This is a genomic window from Tatumella sp. UCD-D_suzukii, assembly GCF_000611875.2.
GTDB classification, from domain to species: domain Bacteria; phylum Pseudomonadota; class Gammaproteobacteria; order Enterobacterales; family Enterobacteriaceae; genus Tatumella; species Tatumella ptyseos.
In genome coordinates this window covers 26,705-43,476 of record NZ_JFJX01000054.1, presented here as the reverse complement: position 1 = coordinate 43,476, position 16,772 = coordinate 26,705, and the positions used below count along the sequence as shown (strand labels likewise).

Genomic DNA, 16,772 nt, shown 5'->3' with positions numbered 1-16,772 from the left:
AACAGTGACATCCACCTTATGCGGGTCGGTCGGTCCCCGCACGGGCCTTTAAGCTCTCGTCAGGCGCTGATTTTCCGGGAACCGGTATCCGGTACCAAATCCAGTTTGACCTGTGTATGGGGTTTAGCCATCACTTCCGGCAGTACCAGTTGTTCCGGCGGAACCGGACGACTGAAATAAAAGCCCTGCAGGATATTACAGCCCAGTTCCGTCAGCTGACGCTGCTGCTCCTCGGTCTCGACGCCTTCAGCGACAATATTCAGATTCATATTCTTCGCCAGTTCAATGATCATAGCTAATAACCGGGTATCGGTATGGTTATTATTAATTTCACGCACAAACGCACGGTCAATCTTCAGTTCGCTGGCCGGGATACTTTGCAGGTACAGCAGACTGGAATAGCCGGTGCCGAAATCATCGATAGAAACCTGAATACCGTGTTCTTTCAGAATGTTCAGTATCCGGATAGTTTCCTTAGGCGAACGCATGGCCGTGGTTTCGGTGATCTCCAGAATCATTTTTTCCGGCGGTACATTATTGGTAGTTAATGCATTCAGTACCACCTGGGCCAGCATTTCCTGTTCAAACTGCAGTGCTGACAGATTCACGGATACGGATAATTCTGTATTGCCCTGAGCGTGCCAGATAGCCAGCTGACGACAGGCTTCATTCAGCACCCATTCGCCCACCTGAATGATCATGCCGCTTTTTTCTGCCACCGGCAGGAATTTATCCGGAGATAATAAACCACGCACAGGATGCTGCCAGCGTACCAGTGCTTCGTAACCGATAATCTGACCACTTCCGGCATCGTTCTTCGGCTGATAGAACAGACGTAACTCATTATGGTACAACGCCCGCCACAGTTCATTTTTCAACTGGACCTGACTTTTACCCATCGGGTTCATGTCCGGACGGTAGACGCTGAAACCATTACGGCCATTATTCTTGGTGTGGTACATGGCGACATCAGCATTGAACATCATATCCCGGCCTTCGGACCCGTGTGGCGGATAGAGGGCAATCCCGATACTGATTGACACCATCAGCTCATAGTCCGAAATATGAAACGGCTTTTCGATAGCCTTCACCATTCCGGCAGCGATTCGTTCTGCCATTTCTGCCGAGGTAGACGGTGTGAGTAACACAAACTCATCCCCCCCGACACGCGCCAGCACATGGTCAGAATCAAGAATATTCTTTAACCGCTCGGTCACCATAATCAGTAACCGGTCACCGATATGATGCCCGTAAGCATCATTGATCATCTTAAAGCCATCCAGGTCGAGGAACATCAGGGCAAACGCCGACCCTGAGGATGCACCCTGAATGTAGTGGTCCAGTTGTTCTTCCAGATAAGCGCGGTTGGGCAATAAGGTCAAGGGGTCATGCATCGCCAGCTTATGTAACTCACGGTTGGCCTGATGTAATTTCTTTGCCAGTCGTGTCGTTTTTATCTGCGAATCAATCATCGATACCAGCAGACTGCAGCCAAGGATACTGAGGGTAAACAAAAACACCCAAATAGCCAGCGCTGGCGAATTGATACCGTGCCCGTACATATGGGACCCGGACTTAAAACTTGCTGCATCCATCCCCACGTAGTGCATACCGGCAATCGCGAATCCCATCACCAGAGATGCCTGCAGACGACGCAGTACAATCCCGCTTTCCCCTTTGCGCAATTCAAAAGCCAGCCAGAGGGCAACGCCGGACGCAACATAGGCAATGACGATGGACAGGATCACCATACCCCGATCCCAGACGATCCCCGGGTCAATCAGCAAGGCATACATTCCAAGATAATGCATCCCCACAATCCCGCTGCCTAACAATAATGCACCACGGGTGAATCGTTCCCAGCCCAGATGTTGCTGGCTGACCACCTGTTGCAGAGCGACGATTGATGCCACAATCACCAGCAGCAAAGAAACTCCGGTATAACCGATACTGTAATGCATTGGCATCGGAAATTTCATGGCGAGCATGCCGATAAAGTGCATCGACCAGACACCAATACCCATAGCTGTTCCGCCACCCGCCAGCCAGAACCTGGCTTTCCATCCCTGCGAACTGGCGACACGCCCTGCTGTATCCAATGCAGTAAAAGAGGCGATAAAGGCGATGAGCAGGGATATAAGGACCAGCCACTTATCCCAGGATACATCGAGCATAATGATTCCTTTTGTCACAGGTTGATAAACGAAGGTATTGACTAAAAATAGCAGTGAAAAACAGAACAACTCCCTGGCACAATGAAAATCATCGTTGCGAAAGAGAATGTCATGACTTATTAAGTGATTGAATCAATCCGGCACTGCGCCAGCGCAGACAAGTACGGCAAGAACTGTTGCACGCTGACGCCCTGTAAAAAAAGTCTGCTAATTAATCATAGTACGTCATACAATCTGGCATTAACAAATCTTAATTGATTCCGGACGCCAAAAATATCCGCATACAATGCAGGGAGTATAAAACGGGGGTGACGGGAACATTTATTCCATAGCCTCCTGCGCTGACAGATCACAGCAGACAGCGTCAAAGAACACTTATTCACACACGTTCAGTGTCACCGATTTCTGTTTCAACGGATAACGTCTGACCAGGTCACCGATACACAGTGTGCTGATCAGCAGGTGGCAAACGTCAGGTAAACTTATCGGAAGGAATGTGCCTGCAATGGCGGTCGCATGTAACAATTTACCACCAATAACAATAAGAACTGACTGTATAAAAAAGGCCTCCCTTTTCAGAGAAGCCCTTCACTCACTGGACACATAACCGGCAATCAATGGGCCGCGGATTCCAGCCCCATCAGCCCGACTTTCAGATACCCGCCCGCGCGCAATTCATCCATAACGCTCATCAGGGTCGCGTAATCCACATCTTTGTCTGCCTGGAAAAAGATGGTGGTATCTTTGTTACCACTGGTCAGTGCATCAATGGACGCCATCAGTTGTCCGGCAGAGACCGGCTCATTGCCGACATACAGCGATTTATCTGCTTTGATACTCAGATAGACCGGCTTTTCAGGGCGTGGTGCAGGCTTACTGGTAGAGGCCGGGAGATTGACCTTAACATCTACCGTCGATAACGGGGCCGCTACCATAAAAATAATCAGTAATACCAGCATGACGTCGATAAAGGGCGTCACGTTGATCTCACTCATTTCGCCATCGTTTTCCACATCTTCATTCAGACGCATTGCCATAACGATTAACTCACCCGCAGTTGTTGGGCAGAGGTACGCGCCGGAGTACTGTTCACCGCACCCTGATTCAGATCGAGGTCACGGCTCTGCAGCAGCAGTACCTGCGCCGCGGTATCACTCAGAGACGCTTTATAACCGGCAATCATCCGGGCGAAAAAGTTATAGATAACGACTGCCGGGATCGCCGCCACCAGGCCGATAGCCGTTGCCAGAAGAGCTTCTGCAATGCCCGGTGCGACCACCGCCAGGTTGGTGGTCTGCGTTTTAGCTATCCCGATAAAGCTGTTCATTATGCCCCAGACCGTACCGAACAGCCCGATAAACGGAGCAACAGAGCCGATAGTGGCCAGAAAACCGTTACCGCGTGAGGCAAAACGGCCAACTGAGGCGACCTTACGTTCCAGCCGGAAACCGGTGCGTTCTTTAATCCCTTCCGGTTCATGACTTCCGGCAGAGAGATCCCGTTCGTCCAGCGCTTCCGCAATCAGTGCCCGGCTATGACTACTGGCCGGGAACGTCGCAGAGACATCCACGGCCTGTTGCAGAGTCCGTACCTCTTTTAGCGCCTTTTGTTCTGCTCTGAGCCGGCGTTTGGCTGCACTCAGTTCAGTAAACTTACCGAAGAATATCGCCCAGGTCACCACTGATGCGAGTAACAGACCAATCATGACAATTTTTACAACAATATCGGCATGCTGATACATGCCCCAAACGGAAAGATCCGTCTGCATAAGATCATTGGCTACCACGTGTGCGACTCCATATAACCGTTTAACAACCTGCAATATCACCGATCATACCAAATCACAGCTTAATTGATAGTGGTTATCATTAGTATTTACATCCTGAAGTGCCTGCCCCCCCACGGGAGGCCTCTGCCGCCGTCATTATGCTGTCATCAGAACCCCTTATTCTGTGACAGGAAACGATCAGGTGAATTTTTCTCGTGATCACTGGCCCGGGCACCTTTTCATGTTAACGTGTCACTCAGGGTTATACTGGCAGAGCAGAGAAAAATGACTAATAACACTTCAGATAAAAAGCTGGAAACGACACTGATCAGCGCAGGCAGAGGCAAACGCTATACCGCAGGCGCGGTAAACAGCGTCATTCAGCGGGCATCATCGCTGGTTTTTGAGACTGTTGCCGAAAAAAAACGAGCGACGGCGGGCCGCACACAAGGTGAGCTTTTTTACGGGCGTCGCGGCACCCTGACTCACTTTGCACTTCAGGAAGCGATGTGTGAGCTGGAAAATGGTGCAGGGTGTGCCCTTTATCCTTGTGGCGCTGCCGCCGTGACCAACGCCATTCTGGCGTTCGCTGAAAGCGGCGACCACGTTCTGATGTGCGGTTCCGTGTATGAACCCACCCGCGACTTCTGTAACACTATCCTGCGTAAGCTTAACGTCGCCACCACCTACTTTCCTCATACCTCCGGCAGTGAAATTGAGCAATGGGTCCAGCCGAACACCCGTATCGTTTTCCTTGAATCTCCGGCCTCCATCACTATGGAAGTGCAGGATATTCCGGCCATTGTGGCCGCAGTCCGCAGGAAAGCTCCGGACGCCATTATTATGATGGATAATACCTGGGCGGCCGGTGTACTGTTTAATGCACTGGATTTCGGAATTGATATCTCAATCCAGGCAGGCACTAAATACCTGATAGGTCACTCCGACGGGATGATCGGTACAGCGGTAGCAAATGAGCGCTGTTACCCGACCCTGCGTGAAAATTCTTATCTGATGGGGCAGATGGTGGATGCAGATACGGCCTATATGACCTCACGGGGCCTGCGTACCCTGTCCGTCCGTCTGCGACAGCATGAAGAAAGTAGTCTGAAAGTCGCCGAATGGCTGGCAGAACGTGAAGAAGTCTGGCGTGTCAATCATCCGGCGCTGGCGCAGTCACCGGGCCACCGCTTCTGGAAACGCGATTTCACCGGCAGCAGCGGTCTGTTCTCATTTGTATTACGGGAACAACTCTCTCAAGAAGCGCTGGCCGATTTCCTGGATAATTTCAGCCACTTCAGCATGGCCTATTCATGGGGCGGATTTGAATCGCTGATCCTCACTAACCAGCCGAAAGAAATTGCAGCCATCCGTCCTCAGGGAGAAGCACTGTTGCCCGGCACTCTGGTACGTCTGCATATCGGGCTGGAGAATGTCGATGACCTGATTGCCGACCTGGCGGCGGGTTTTGAACGTCTGGCACGTCATCGGGGATAATGCACTGGCCTGCAAACAAATGAGAGGGTGATGCGGCTTTAACCGCCCTGACGGGCAGTTATTGCGGCGGCTCTGCGGTAATGATTTTATAACGAGACGACTGATGAGTGCTTTAAATGAGGTAGTCCTGGCTCTCTGGCATCAGGATTTTGCCGTTCTTGCGGATCCTCAGAGTGTATGGATTGTCTATGCGGTAATGTTTACCCTGCTGTTTCTGGAAAACGGCTTATTGCCTGCAGCCTTCCTGCCAGGTGACAGCTTACTGTTACTGGCCGGCGCTCTGATTGCCAGAGGCGTGATGCACTTTATTCCTGCGCTGGTGCTCCTCACCACAGCAGCCAGCCTGGGATGCTGGATGGGGTATCTTCAGGGGCGATGGCTCGGGAATTCCCCGCTGGTGCAGGGCTGGCTGAAACATCTGCCGCCCCGTTATCATCAGCGGGCCGGGGAGATGTTTCAGCAGCATGGCCTTGCGGCACTGCTGATTGGCCGTTTTCTGGCCTTTGTCCGCACCCTGCTGCCGACCATGGCGGGCATTTCGGGACTGAGCAATACCCGATTTCAGGTGTTTAACTGGCTGAGTGGCCTGCTGTGGGTGGTGATCCTGGTGACTCTCGGCTACGGGATCAGTCATGTGCCGCTGATCCGGCGACATGAAGACCAGGTGATGACCGTCCTGATGTTAATCCCGCTACTGCTACTGGTCAGTGGCCTTCTCGGGTCACTGATCCTTATCCTGAAAAAACGCTATCACAACGCCGGATAACTTCCCGGTATCGCTGTTGATTGAGGGCCTGTTCGGTACAGGCAGGCCCCCTTTTCCTCCGGCCCGCAACATCATACCCGGTATTATCTGAGAGTGACCGCCCTGCCCGGTAAAGACGGCAATAACAAGCTACACTCAACCCCGTGCCACCGTAATCATGCAATACCCAAATACCACGGAGGAGAACAGTATGTCCGGACAACCCTTTGTCAGACTCAATGACGATTGTCTTATGCCTCAACTGGGATTAGGCGTCTGGCAAGCCAGCATTGAACAGACGCGCCATGCCGTTATCCATGCCCTGAAGACAGGATACCGCTCTATCGATACCGCATCCGTCTATCAGAACGAAGAAGGTGTCGGTCAGGCTCTGCAGCAGAGTGACCTGCCCCGGGAAGATCTGTTTATTACCACCAAACTCTGGAATTCAGATCAGTTACAGGCCCGCGAGGCACTGGAAACCAGCCTGCAAAAGCTGCAACTTTCTTATGTGGATCTCTACCTTATCCACTGGCCCTGTCCGCAGAATGACAATTTTGTTGATGCCTGGAAACAACTGATTGAGTTACAGAAGCAAGGGCTGACGCGCAGTATCGGTGTCTGTAATTTTCAGCAGGCCCACCTGGAACAGCTTATCCGCGAAACCGGTGTGACCCCGGCGATTAATCAGATTGAGCTGCATCCCCTGTTCCAGCAACGTCCGTTGCATGCCTGGAATGATTTGCATCATATTCGCACAGAATCATGGAGCCCGCTGGCACAAGGCGGTGAAGGTGTCTTTGACCAACCGCTGATCCTTCGCCTGGCTCAAAAATACGGAAAATCGCCAGCACAGATTGTTATCCGCTGGCATATTGATAGCGGGCTGGTCGTGATCCCCAAATCAGTGACCCCGAAACGGATCGATGAGAACTTTGACGTCTTCGATTTCAGTCTGGATAAAAGTGAGCTGAGCGAGCTGGCTGCGCTGGATGCAGGAAAACGCCTGGGTCCGGAACCCGAGAGTTTTAATAAAGTGTAATACGCTGACCGGCGGCTATCCCGCCGGTCATTTCAGGAAGCATCAGGATCAGTTAATCGCCTGCTGAACCATAAGCTGACCGGCCACGCCGCGGTCAGCCAGTTCAAGATTCTGGCTGTAATAAACAAACGGAAAATGCTCAGAGGAACTGTGCGGGAAAGTGACCAGTAATTCCACGGTACCGTCCACCCAGACCGTATCTTTCCAGCCCCGATCTTCTGCCATCGGCGGCGCACCGTTAATACTGCTGATAAGAAATACCGCGCCCTGAATATGGAAAGGTTGCGGATGATTAGCCTGCACCGTCCAGCGTTCAGTCGTTCCCTGAGTCACCACCGTATCAATACGCATCATATCCCAGGCACTACCATTGATGCCGGGCGGAGAATCATCCAGACGGATCTGGCGGCTGCCGGTGACGCTACTCTGCTGAGCCGGACCGTTCAGTTGTGTCGGCAAATCATTAGTCACCAGAGGCAATAAACCGGTCGGACGCAATGTCAGCACCAGCGTCGAGGTCAGAATAGAGGATGGCTGGAAGATACCCTTGATACGTTCAACAAAGGTCGCCGCGGTACCGGCAGTGATTGAAACATCATTGCCTTGCGAAAGATCGACCAGCACTTCCCGGCGTTCCCCCGGGGCCAGCGCCAATTGCTGTACCATGACCGGCGCGGGCAGAAAGCCCTGATCACCCGCAATCACGGTAAAAGGCCGGTTATCACTGAGTTGCAGCTGATAACGACGGGCATTGGAAGCATTCAGCAGACGTAACCTGACCCAGCCGCGCGATACATTCACATAGGGCTTCTGCACGCCGTTCACCAACAGAACATCGCCGTAAAAGCCTTCTTTCGCGTGACTGTCGTATTCCGGTGACCCGAAATTATCCAGTCGTTTGTCCTGAATGATCAGCGGAAAATCATCAAGACCATAATGTTTGGGTAATGCCAGAGATTTACTGTTGTCATCTTCAATCAGCCACATGCCCGCCAGGCCATTGTATACATGGGGAGCCATAAGATGTGGCGTATCGGCATGATACCAACAGGTCGCCGCAGGCTGGCGGACCGGCAGTACCGGTGCCCAGTCAACGTTCGGCGAAATCTGCCGGGGAGCCCCGCCATTCAACGCGCCAGGTACCTGTAATCCACTGATCGTCATAGAAACCGCCTCCTGCAAGCGGTTACTGTAAATCAGCTTAACATCATCACCATTTTTTACTCGTACGGTCGGCCCCAGATAACGGCCGTTAAAGCCCCATACCGGCGCTTTATTCCCGCCACTGAAGGCCCAGTGACTCGACTGAAGGGTAAGAAATAGTGGTTGTCCGCGCCGGGATTCCAGCAAAGGCGGTACCGGTAAGGGATTCTCTCCGCGTTCCTCGGCCTGTGCTACCTGCGGTAATAATGTCGTACCCGCGACGGCTGCAGCGGATAACTGAAGGAACTGACGCCTGCTAAAAGACATAATGCTTCTGACCTTATACTTATTAACGCCCCACGACAAACGACCCACATTTTTTCTGACCACTTCAGCCAGCGGTCAGATTATCTTTTTTCTTCCTGACTACGACGGGCAACCTCTGCATTCAGCTCTTCCAGTCTTGCCGCCATTAATTCACGGCAGTGAGTCGCCAGCTTCCTGGCGGACTGACCTTCAAACTGTTTGATATCGACAGGTGGCAGCATTTCAACAATCACCAGACCATTATTCCAGCGATTAAACTTAATTTTATCATGGGTATCTGAAACAACCACCGGGATGACCGGAACGCCGGCGGCGATAGCAGCATGAAATGCCCCGGTTTTGAACGGCAGCAGACCACGGCCACGGCTACGGGTTCCTTCCGGGAACATCCAGAAAGAGATCTCTTTTTTCTTAAATTGTTCGACCACATCACTGATGGTGTCGTGGGCTTTACTTTTATTATTGCGATCGATCAGCAAATTACCGGTCAGCCAGTAAAGCGGTCCGAAAAAAGGGACCCATACCAGGCTTTTTTTGCCGACGGTAACTGTCGGCGGCTGGACCATATTGGCCGCGGTGATCATGTCATAATTATTCTGGTGGTTAGCAATATAGATAGCATTACCGATTTTTTCAGCCCCTTCCGGTTTTCGGGACTCGATCCGCAGACCAAAAATATTGTGCAGCCAGCCAAACGCATGGGCAAAAGTCGCCACATGGCGAGGGTTGCGGGGAGAGAAGCAACACCACAGACATCCGCCTACACAGACGATAACCGAATAAACAAAAACGAAAAGGGCGCGCAGAACTAACAGCATAACAACCTCTTAATAGTGGCCTGCTCCGGAGCATCCTGAAGACAGGCCTGAATATCACAACGCTGGCCGTAGGTCATCGCTGTGGTTACCCTGATATACTTTTCAGCCGGCAAGTATAACGTTTTTTTTTCAGTTCGCAGAATCTGCCGGCAGAAATATCAATCGGTTAATTCTCAGAAGACTCGCTGTCATCCTTAGTCCAGGCCTCTGCCCGTGACGGCGCATCCACTTCCACCCGATCAATCCGTTGTAACCCGCGAGGTAACAGCGTACCGCGACGACCACGTTCGGTTCTGAATTTTTGTAAATCCTCTTCACGCAGAGTCAGTTTGCGTTTACCGACATGTAACGTCACCACACTTCCTGGCGGCAGCAGGAGTAACCAGGCCAGAGTATCTTTCCCTTCGGCCGCTTCAGCCGCCGGGATAGAGATAATTTTATTGCCCTTACCTTTAGACAATGCTGGCAGATCAGTCACCGGGAACATCAGCATCCGTCCTGCCGCAGAAATCGCCAGCAGCATATCATCATCATGATGGACGGCCAGAGGGGTCATTACTTTGCCATTGGCCGGCAGAGAGAGTAAGGCTTTACCGGCACGGTTACGCGACTGCAGGTCACTGAAGGTACAGATAAAGCCATAACCGGCATCCGAGGCCATCAGTAAACGCTGATCGTCAGCCTCCATCAGTACGTGTTCCATGGTCGCCCCCGGCGGCAACGTCAGTTTCCCGGTGAGGGGTTCTCCCTGACCTCGCGCGGAAGGTAAGGTGTTCGGGTCAAGGGTATAGCTTCGTCCGCTGGAATCGATAAAGGAGACAGGGAGATTACTTTTACCCCGCGCGGAAGCCAGGTAACTGTCACCGGATTTATAATTCAGCCCGGCCGGATCAATATCATGACCTTTTGCACTTCTGACCCACCCCATCCGGGAGAGGACAATAGTCACCGGCTCTGAAGGCACCAGGTCGGTCTCGCTGATAGCCTTCGCTTCAGAACGTTCACACAACGGAGAGCGACGATCATCGCCATAGGTTTTACTGTCGGCCTGGAGTTCTTTTTTCAGTAACGTATTCATCTTACGTTCTGACGCCAGTAAGGCCTGGAGCTCATCACGCTCTTTCTCCAGCGCTTCCTGCTCTCCACGAATTTTTATCTCTTCGAGTTTTGCCAGGTGGCGTAACTTTAACTCGAGAATGGCTTCTGCCTGAATATCATTCAGCTCAAAACGCGACATCAGTACCGGTTTGGGGGCATCTTCTGTACGGATAATATCGATCACTTCGTCGATATTCAGGAACGCAACCAGTAAACCGGCCAGAATATTTAACCGGCGCAGGATTTTATCCAGCCGGAAGTTCAGACGTTTACGGACGGTTTCACGACGGTAAACCAGCCATTCACTCAGGATTTCCCGCAGATCTTTCACCGCCGGACGGTTGTCCAGGCCTATCATATTGAGGTTAATACGATAACTTTTTTCAAGATCCGTGGTGGCGAACAGATGGTTCATCACCTGCTCTGCATCGATACGGTTAGAACGAGGGACAACCACCAGCCGGGTCGGATTTTCATGATCTGACTCATCACGTAAATCCTCCACCATCGGCAGCTTCTTATTACGCATCTGTGTCGCAATCTGTTCCAGCACCCGGGCCCCGGATACCTGATGAGGCAGCGCAGAGATAATGATTTCGCCGTCTTCTTTTTTCCAGACAGCGCGTTGTCTGACGCTACCGCGTCCGTTGGCATAAATTTTACGGATCTCGCTGCGCGGGGTAATAATTTCCGCATCGGTCGGGAAATCCGGGCCCTGAACAATGTCCAGCAGCTCATCCAGCGTTGTGGAGGGGCGTTCAATCAGTGCAATAGCGGCATTCGCAACTTCACGCAGGTTATGTGGCGGAATATCAGTGGCCATACCCACCGCGATACCGGTCGTCCCGTTCAGCAGAATATTCGGTAACCGGGCGGGCAGCATTTTCGGCTCTTCCAGCGTACCGTCAAAGTTAGGGACATAGTCGACCGTCCCCTGCCCCAGTTCACTGAGCAGGATTTCAGCATATTTCGATAAGCGTGATTCGGTATAACGCATGGCTGCAAATGACTTAGGATCATCCGGTGCCCCCCAGTTCCCCTGACCGTCCACCAGCGGATAACGGTAGGAAAACGGCTGTGCCATCAGCACCATCGCTTCATAACAGGCACTGTCACCGTGCGGATGATATTTACCTAAAACATCCCCGACTGTACGCGCTGATTTTTTAAATTTTGCACTGGCATTTAACCCCAGCTCAGACATTGCATAGATGATACGTCGCTGAACAGGCTTCAGTCCGTCACCGATATAGGGCAGTGCCCTGTCCATGATGACGTACATGGAGTAGTTCAGGTACGCGTTTTCCGTAAATTTATGCAATGCGAGACGTTCAGTTCCGTCCCGGGTCATGTCGCTCATCTTAATCAATCCTCACTTCGCGGCCAGCCAGACACCAGTCTTTGGCGGTTATCTGGCGGGGATAGTACATTATTCACAGGGCTTAGTCACAGGGACGAAGAGGACGCAGCACCGGAAGATTTTTTATGACCAACCGGTGAGTGGCTGAAAATAGCGTGACCAACACCGCCTGCCCCGCCGGTATGCTCTCGCGGTATCTCCGACCTGAGAGCGATACCCGGCCGATGACGATGCTTGTTCTGCCTTTTTATTTCCCGGACGGGGGATAATGATACGCTCAGTCCCTCCGCCATACTCAGATCCGTCACCCGTTCCGCGATCCCCGGGTCAATATTATCGCTGTCAGTGTCGCTGACTGCAGAAAATAACGGGTGTTTTCCCGGCAACCGCTCCCGGCCTGCACAATGTACTCAGCCCCGGCCATTCCCGATGTTCAAAAAAGTGGCCTTCCTGCCCGTATGTTTTCTTCCCGGGCCCCGGTCAGAGATCACAGCCTGCAACGGCTATCTGATACCCCGGGCACTGAGCGATTATTGCATCGGCAGCAACATTCTTCTGCTCACTGCAGGTTTTTTTTACTCATCTTCAGAGATCATAATGCGTAAAAATACTTAATGAGGAAACAGCGATGAGCCAGATACTGATTATTGATGGAGGGACCACTTTCGGTCACTCCGCCGGACGATTAAACCACACCCTGAGTGAAGAAGGTGCCGCAGAACTTCGCAGTCTTGGGCATCAGGTCTCCGTCACGCGTATCGATCAGGGCTACGATATCGAGGCAGAGATCGATAAATTCGTCAGCCATGATGTGGTCATTTTCCAGATGCCGGGTTGGTGGATGGGTGAACCCTGGACCGTTAAAAAATATATCGATGAAGTTTTTACCTATGGTCATGGCCGTTTGTATGCCAGTGACGGACGCAGCCGCGAAGACAGCACCAAAAAATACGGTTCAGGGGGCCTGCTGCAGGGTAAAAAATATATGTTATCTCTGACATGGAATGCTCCGCTGGAAGCCTTTACCGATCCGCAGCAGTTCTTTGAAGGTGTCGGGGTCGATGGCGTGTATCTGCATTCCCATAAAGCCTGTCAGTTCCTGGGTATGAGCCCGTTACCGACCTTTATCTGCAATGATGTGATTAAAGATCCGCAAGTGCCGTTCTATATCTCGCAATATCAGCAGCACTTACAGAAAGTATTTAACTGACCACTACCGGTTCACTAACAGACCGTGCTGATGCACGGTCTGTTGCAGATAATCAAGAAAGCAGCGTACCCGTGCCGTCAGAGAGGTATTCCGGTAATACACGGCATGCACCGGAAGCTGCATCGGGTGCAGAACCTGTTCCAGTACCGGTACCAGCAGCCCCTGACGCAGTGCAGATGCAGAAGCAAAATCAGAGAGCCTGGCGATACCTTGCCCGGCAATGGCAAGCTGCAGGATAGTTTCCCCGCTTGAAGCCCGTAACGTGGGAGTGACCTGTAAAAGTTCATTCTGCGCATTCATCACCGGCCAGTGATTGTGTACCGCCGGCTGGGAAAATCCCAGTGTCCGGTGCTGACTGAGTTCATCACTGTGACGCGGCGTACCATAGCGGCGGAGATAGTCCGGGCTGGCAAATAAACGTAACGGGCTGTACCCCAGCAACCGTGCATGGATCCCTGAGTCCTGCAATACCCCCATCCGGATAGCGATATCCGTTTGCTGCTCAAGCAGATCAATAGGTAAATCGTCAGTGGCCAGTTCAGGTTCAATCTGCGGGTATTGTTCAATAAATCCGCCAATAAACGGCACAATGACATGCTGCATAAATGAAGGGGCGGTGTTGATGCGTAATCTGCCTGCCGGGGTTTCCCGGCGGATCGCCAGCTCATCTTCGGCAGACGCCATGGCAGCCAGAATTTCCCGGGCTCGCTGCAGAAATAATGTTCCTTCCGGCGTCAGTGCCATTCTGCGGGTAGTACGCAACATCAGGGCGGTTTCAAGTTTACGTTCCAGGCGGCTCAGTGTTCTGCTGACTGTCGACGATGTCATATCCAACTGTGAGGCGGCGGCCGTGATGGAGCCACTGTCCACGACAGCTATCCAGATCCGCATATCCTCAAGAGTAACTTTCATCAATTATTTTCCCGGCAGGTTCCCAGCCTTATCACCGGCCGGAGAGACCTGACAGGCTGCCATTGTGACTTATTGTGCCGAGTTTGCCATCAGCAGGCCCGCGATGACCAGAGAGCCCGCACAATATACCTGCTAAATGCTTCCCTTTACTCCCCGCCGGTAGGTCGGATTTTTCCTTCCATCACATAAAAATCCCCGGTCATAGTGGTGTAATAAGCATAAGAAATACCGGTTTTAAAATTATCGCAATGCACGACGGTATTATTATCTGACTCCTGCCAGCTCAGCAGAAAGCTGCCATCCGCCAGTTCACGCCACTGGAAAGGAATTTCCATCACGGTCCCGGTTAAGTCGCCCGATAAAAACTCCACACGAATAAGATCGTTCTCGGCATGATAACTGTTAATAATCTGCAGACCATTATCCATCGTTAAGGTAAAACTCTGGCCTGAATGAGGGAAAAGTGTTGCCATTGCTATTCTCCGTTAATCATTAGGGTTATCGGACTGCGTAACTGATATTACGTCGCTGTCGTCCGGGATCACAGGACATCATGATTTAAGATCTTCCTGTCTACCGGGTCATCATATCTTCTGTCTGCGAAGTGTTTAACTTACAATCCGGATACAGTGAATGGAATATTATTCCGTAATCAGACCCGGAGCGTACATGTATTCTGTGAAGGATTTATCTGTTTTTATTCAGGCAGCGAACAGCCAGAGCTTTGCCAAAGCGGCCAGTGCACTCGGTATGACGCCTTCCGCCGTGGGCAAAGTGATTCAGAAAATTGAACACCGTCATAATATTCTGCTGTTCCGGCGCAGTACCCGGCATATTTCTCTGACGGAGGAAGGTGAACTTCTTTTACATTATGCCACGACTATCGTCAGTGAATTTGATAATGCCATAAGTGCCTTCAGTGATCTTAAACAGAATTACCGGGGAAAACTGAAAATCAGCGTACCGAATATCGATGGTCTGTTCAGCCGACTGCTGGCAAAATTTATGCAGGCCTGGCCTCAGACTGAGCTCGACGTCGATGTCAGTGATGATCACAGCGATATTATTAAAGATGGCTTTGATGCGGTGATACGTTTTGGCGAAAGTCATGATTCGCGATTATATGCCAGAAGTATCGGCACATTATCCATGGCTGTTTTCCATTCCCCGGCCTACGCGCCTGCAGAAAAGCTGAATGCGAATCGTTTTCTGTTTTACCGTTATCCTTCCACTGGCCGGATTGAACGATGGGATGGCGCGATCCCGTTCGACCCGCGGGAAGTCAGACAGGCATCCGCGTTCAACTCGGTGCCGCTCATCCATCAGTTATGCCTTGCGGGGGCCGGACTTGCGTATCTGCCCGAATATATTTGCCGGGAAGCCGTCGCGGAAGGAAAACTTATCCGTTTAGCCGGCAGTGAAACATCCACCCGCACGGTAAATATTGTCTGGCCGGATAACCGTCATACAGGACCTAAGTTACGTGCCTTTATCGATTTCTTTGCCCGTGAATTTCCGTCCTGCTAGCGTATCCGACAAAACTCACAGCAGCCCCGGAAAGACAGACAATCCCTGAGAAAAAATAGCCGGAGCGGTGATCGCAGACTGTCCCTGGCTCGCCATCAGGACAATAATTGTTTAACAGAATCCGGATACGCAGAACCAAATTCTGTATTTATCAGAACGGCTGACGCTCACGTGACACTGACGTCAAAAAATGGTTTCTATACGTTTTATCGCCATGGTTTGTCTGAAATTAATGAATACATCTCGTCAGGGAGTTTATCTGGTACTGCTGGCCGCGACACTGTGGGGAAGCTCCGGGGTCAGTGCCCAGTATCTTTTCCGGTCTTATGCTCTGAGCCCCGGCGCTGTCACCATGATCCGGCTACTGTTTTCCGGTCTGATCCTGACAGCACTCGGTCTGCTACAGGGCAGCCAGCCGGGGAAAATGTTTCGTGAAAGGTCGACGGTGATCAGGCTGATTATTTTCAGTGTGTTCGGGACGCTGATGATACAGCTCTCCTTCCTGATCACTATAGAGAAGACCAACGCCGCGACCGCGACCGTATTACAGTTTCTGGCCCCTGTCGTGCTGGTCCTGTACACCGTCGTTACCCGCCGGAAATTGCCGGGAATGATGATTTGTATTGCTGTACTGGCCTCACTGGCAGGAACATTATTAATGGCAACAAAGGGCCATCTGACATCCTTACAGCTTTCTGCTTCAGGTCTGATTTGGGGATTGATCTCCGCCTGCGCGGCGGCATTTAACGCCGGGTATTCCTCAGAATTAATACGCCGGTTCGGCACATTGTCTGTCACGGGGATAAGTATGCTGATTGCCGGTGTCGCCCTGGTACCGTTTTATCTGCCGGGTCTGGACCTGCGTATGCTGGGCATTTCCGGCGGATTGGCTCTGGGTTATCTGATCCTGATAGGGACCGCGCTGACTTTCAGTCTGTTTCTGAAGGGGGCTTATCTGACCGGAAGCCAGAATGCCAGTATTCTGAGCTGTGCGGAGCCATTGAGCAGTGCTTTCCTGTCGGTCATACTGCTGGGCGTTCCTTTTGGCTTGCCCGAATGGACAGGCTCTCTGCTCATTCTTTTCTCCGTCGTGCTTATCTCTCTGGCGCCGGATCCCAACCGCTCAGCACGACGATTAACCGAACTGTAAT

At 51.7% G+C, this 16,772-nt stretch carries 14 protein-coding genes; 6 read left to right on the top strand and 8 right to left on the bottom strand.

Features of this window, described 5'->3' with window-relative positions:
• Positions 1-59: 59 nt before the first annotated feature.
• From CG67_RS12160 to exbB, 3 genes are all read right to left on the bottom strand, one after another.
• Positions 60-2,174, bottom strand: coding sequence for a bifunctional diguanylate cyclase/phosphodiesterase (locus CG67_RS12160; protein ID WP_025903219.1), 2,115 nt, complete (start codon positions 2,172-2,174; stop codon positions 60-62).
• A gap of 614 nt (positions 2,175-2,788) precedes the next feature.
• On the bottom strand, positions 2,789-3,211 hold the full coding sequence (gene exbD, locus CG67_RS12155) for a TonB system transport protein ExbD (protein ID WP_025903218.1): 423 nt from the start codon (positions 3,209-3,211) through the stop codon (positions 2,789-2,791).
• Positions 3,212-3,216: 5 nt separating this feature from the next.
• Positions 3,217-3,942, bottom strand: a complete 726-nt coding sequence (gene exbB, locus CG67_RS12150) for a tol-pal system-associated acyl-CoA thioesterase (protein WP_025903217.1) — start codon at positions 3,940-3,942, stop codon at positions 3,217-3,219.
• Positions 3,943-4,227: 285 nt separating this feature from the next.
• Here exbB and metC point away from each other — a divergent pair, with 285 nt between their 5' ends.
• The 3 genes from metC to dkgA all read left to right on the top strand — a co-directional run bounded on the left by metC (position 4,228) and on the right by dkgA (position 7,226).
• On the top strand, positions 4,228-5,439 hold the full coding sequence (gene metC, locus CG67_RS12145; RefSeq protein ID WP_025903216.1) for a cystathionine beta-lyase: 1,212 nt from the start codon (positions 4,228-4,230) through the stop codon (positions 5,437-5,439).
• Positions 5,440-5,542: 103 nt separating this feature from the next.
• Entirely contained in the window at positions 5,543-6,205 is a 663-nt protein-coding gene (locus CG67_RS12140; protein ID WP_025903215.1) for a DedA family protein, read from the top strand.
• Between the two features lie 190 nt (positions 6,206-6,395).
• Positions 6,396-7,226 (top strand): 2,5-didehydrogluconate reductase DkgA, encoded by an 831-nt coding sequence (gene dkgA / locus CG67_RS12135; protein ID WP_025903214.1) that lies wholly within the window; start codon positions 6,396-6,398, stop codon positions 7,224-7,226.
• Between the two features lie 48 nt (positions 7,227-7,274).
• Here dkgA and ftsP read toward each other — a convergent pair whose 3' ends face one another.
• The 3 genes from ftsP to parC form a co-directional block, all read right to left on the bottom strand.
• The gene (gene ftsP, locus CG67_RS12130; protein WP_025903213.1) at positions 7,275-8,696 is read right to left on the bottom strand and encodes a cell division protein FtsP; all 1,422 of its coding nucleotides are present in this window, start codon (positions 8,694-8,696) and stop codon (positions 7,275-7,277) included.
• An 80-nt stretch (positions 8,697-8,776) separates the two neighbouring features.
• Positions 8,777-9,514, bottom strand: a complete 738-nt coding sequence (locus tag CG67_RS12125; RefSeq protein WP_025903212.1) for a 1-acylglycerol-3-phosphate O-acyltransferase — start codon at positions 9,512-9,514, stop codon at positions 8,777-8,779.
• 166 nt (positions 9,515-9,680) lie between these two features.
• On the bottom strand, positions 9,681-11,972 hold the full coding sequence (gene parC, locus CG67_RS12120; protein ID WP_025903211.1) for a DNA topoisomerase IV subunit A: 2,292 nt from the start codon (positions 11,970-11,972) through the stop codon (positions 9,681-9,683).
• Positions 11,973-12,600: 628 nt separating this feature from the next.
• On the opposite strand from parC, the gene CG67_RS12110 reads away from it, so the two are divergent.
• Complete coding sequence (locus CG67_RS12110) at positions 12,601-13,182, top strand: NAD(P)H-dependent oxidoreductase (protein WP_025903209.1); 582 nt, start codon at positions 12,601-12,603, stop codon at positions 13,180-13,182.
• A gap of 3 nt (positions 13,183-13,185) precedes the next feature.
• Here CG67_RS12110 and CG67_RS12105 read toward each other — a convergent pair whose 3' ends face one another.
• Positions 13,186-14,094, bottom strand: a complete 909-nt coding sequence (locus CG67_RS12105) for a LysR family transcriptional regulator (RefSeq protein ID WP_025903208.1) — start codon at positions 14,092-14,094, stop codon at positions 13,186-13,188.
• Positions 14,095-14,240: 146 nt separating this feature from the next.
• On the bottom strand, positions 14,241-14,567 hold the full coding sequence (locus CG67_RS12100) for a hypothetical protein (RefSeq protein ID WP_025903207.1): 327 nt from the start codon (positions 14,565-14,567) through the stop codon (positions 14,241-14,243).
• Between the two features lie 196 nt (positions 14,568-14,763).
• On the opposite strand from CG67_RS12100, the gene CG67_RS12095 reads away from it, so the two are divergent.
• Together CG67_RS12095 and CG67_RS12090 are read left to right on the top strand one after the other, a co-directional pair.
• Positions 14,764-15,621, top strand: a complete 858-nt coding sequence (locus CG67_RS12095) for a LysR family transcriptional regulator (protein ID WP_025903206.1) — start codon at positions 14,764-14,766, stop codon at positions 15,619-15,621.
• A gap of 232 nt (positions 15,622-15,853) precedes the next feature.
• Positions 15,854-16,771, top strand: coding sequence for a DMT family transporter (locus CG67_RS12090; RefSeq protein ID WP_025903205.1), 918 nt, complete (start codon positions 15,854-15,856; stop codon positions 16,769-16,771).
• Position 16,772 lies beyond the last annotated feature (1 nt).

Coding starts and splice junctions, on each gene's coding strand:
- CG67_RS12160 (WP_025903219.1), bottom strand. CDS start 2,174: ATGCTCGATGTATCCTGGGATAAGTGGCTGGTCCTTATATCCCTGCTC.
- exbD (WP_025903218.1), bottom strand. CDS start 3,211: ATGGCAATGCGTCTGAATGAAGATGTGGAAAACGATGGCGAAATGAGT.
- exbB (WP_025903217.1), bottom strand. CDS start 3,942: ATGCAGACGGATCTTTCCGTTTGGGGCATGTATCAGCATGCCGATATT.
- metC (WP_025903216.1), top strand. CDS start 4,228: ATGACTAATAACACTTCAGATAAAAAGCTGGAAACGACACTGATCAGC.
- CG67_RS12140 (WP_025903215.1), top strand. CDS start 5,543: ATGAGTGCTTTAAATGAGGTAGTCCTGGCTCTCTGGCATCAGGATTTT.
- dkgA (WP_025903214.1), top strand. CDS start 6,396: ATGTCCGGACAACCCTTTGTCAGACTCAATGACGATTGTCTTATGCCT.
- ftsP (WP_025903213.1), bottom strand. CDS start 8,696: ATGTCTTTTAGCAGGCGTCAGTTCCTTCAGTTATCCGCTGCAGCCGTC.
- CG67_RS12125 (WP_025903212.1), bottom strand. CDS start 9,514: ATGCTGTTAGTTCTGCGCGCCCTTTTCGTTTTTGTTTATTCGGTTATC.
- parC (WP_025903211.1), bottom strand. CDS start 11,972: ATGAGCGACATGACCCGGGACGGAACTGAACGTCTCGCATTGCATAAA.
- CG67_RS12110 (WP_025903209.1), top strand. CDS start 12,601: ATGAGCCAGATACTGATTATTGATGGAGGGACCACTTTCGGTCACTCC.
- CG67_RS12105 (WP_025903208.1), bottom strand. CDS start 14,094: ATGAAAGTTACTCTTGAGGATATGCGGATCTGGATAGCTGTCGTGGAC.
- CG67_RS12100 (WP_025903207.1), bottom strand. CDS start 14,567: ATGGCAACACTTTTCCCTCATTCAGGCCAGAGTTTTACCTTAACGATG.
- CG67_RS12095 (WP_025903206.1), top strand. CDS start 14,764: ATGTATTCTGTGAAGGATTTATCTGTTTTTATTCAGGCAGCGAACAGC.
- CG67_RS12090 (WP_025903205.1), top strand. CDS start 15,854: ATGAATACATCTCGTCAGGGAGTTTATCTGGTACTGCTGGCCGCGACA.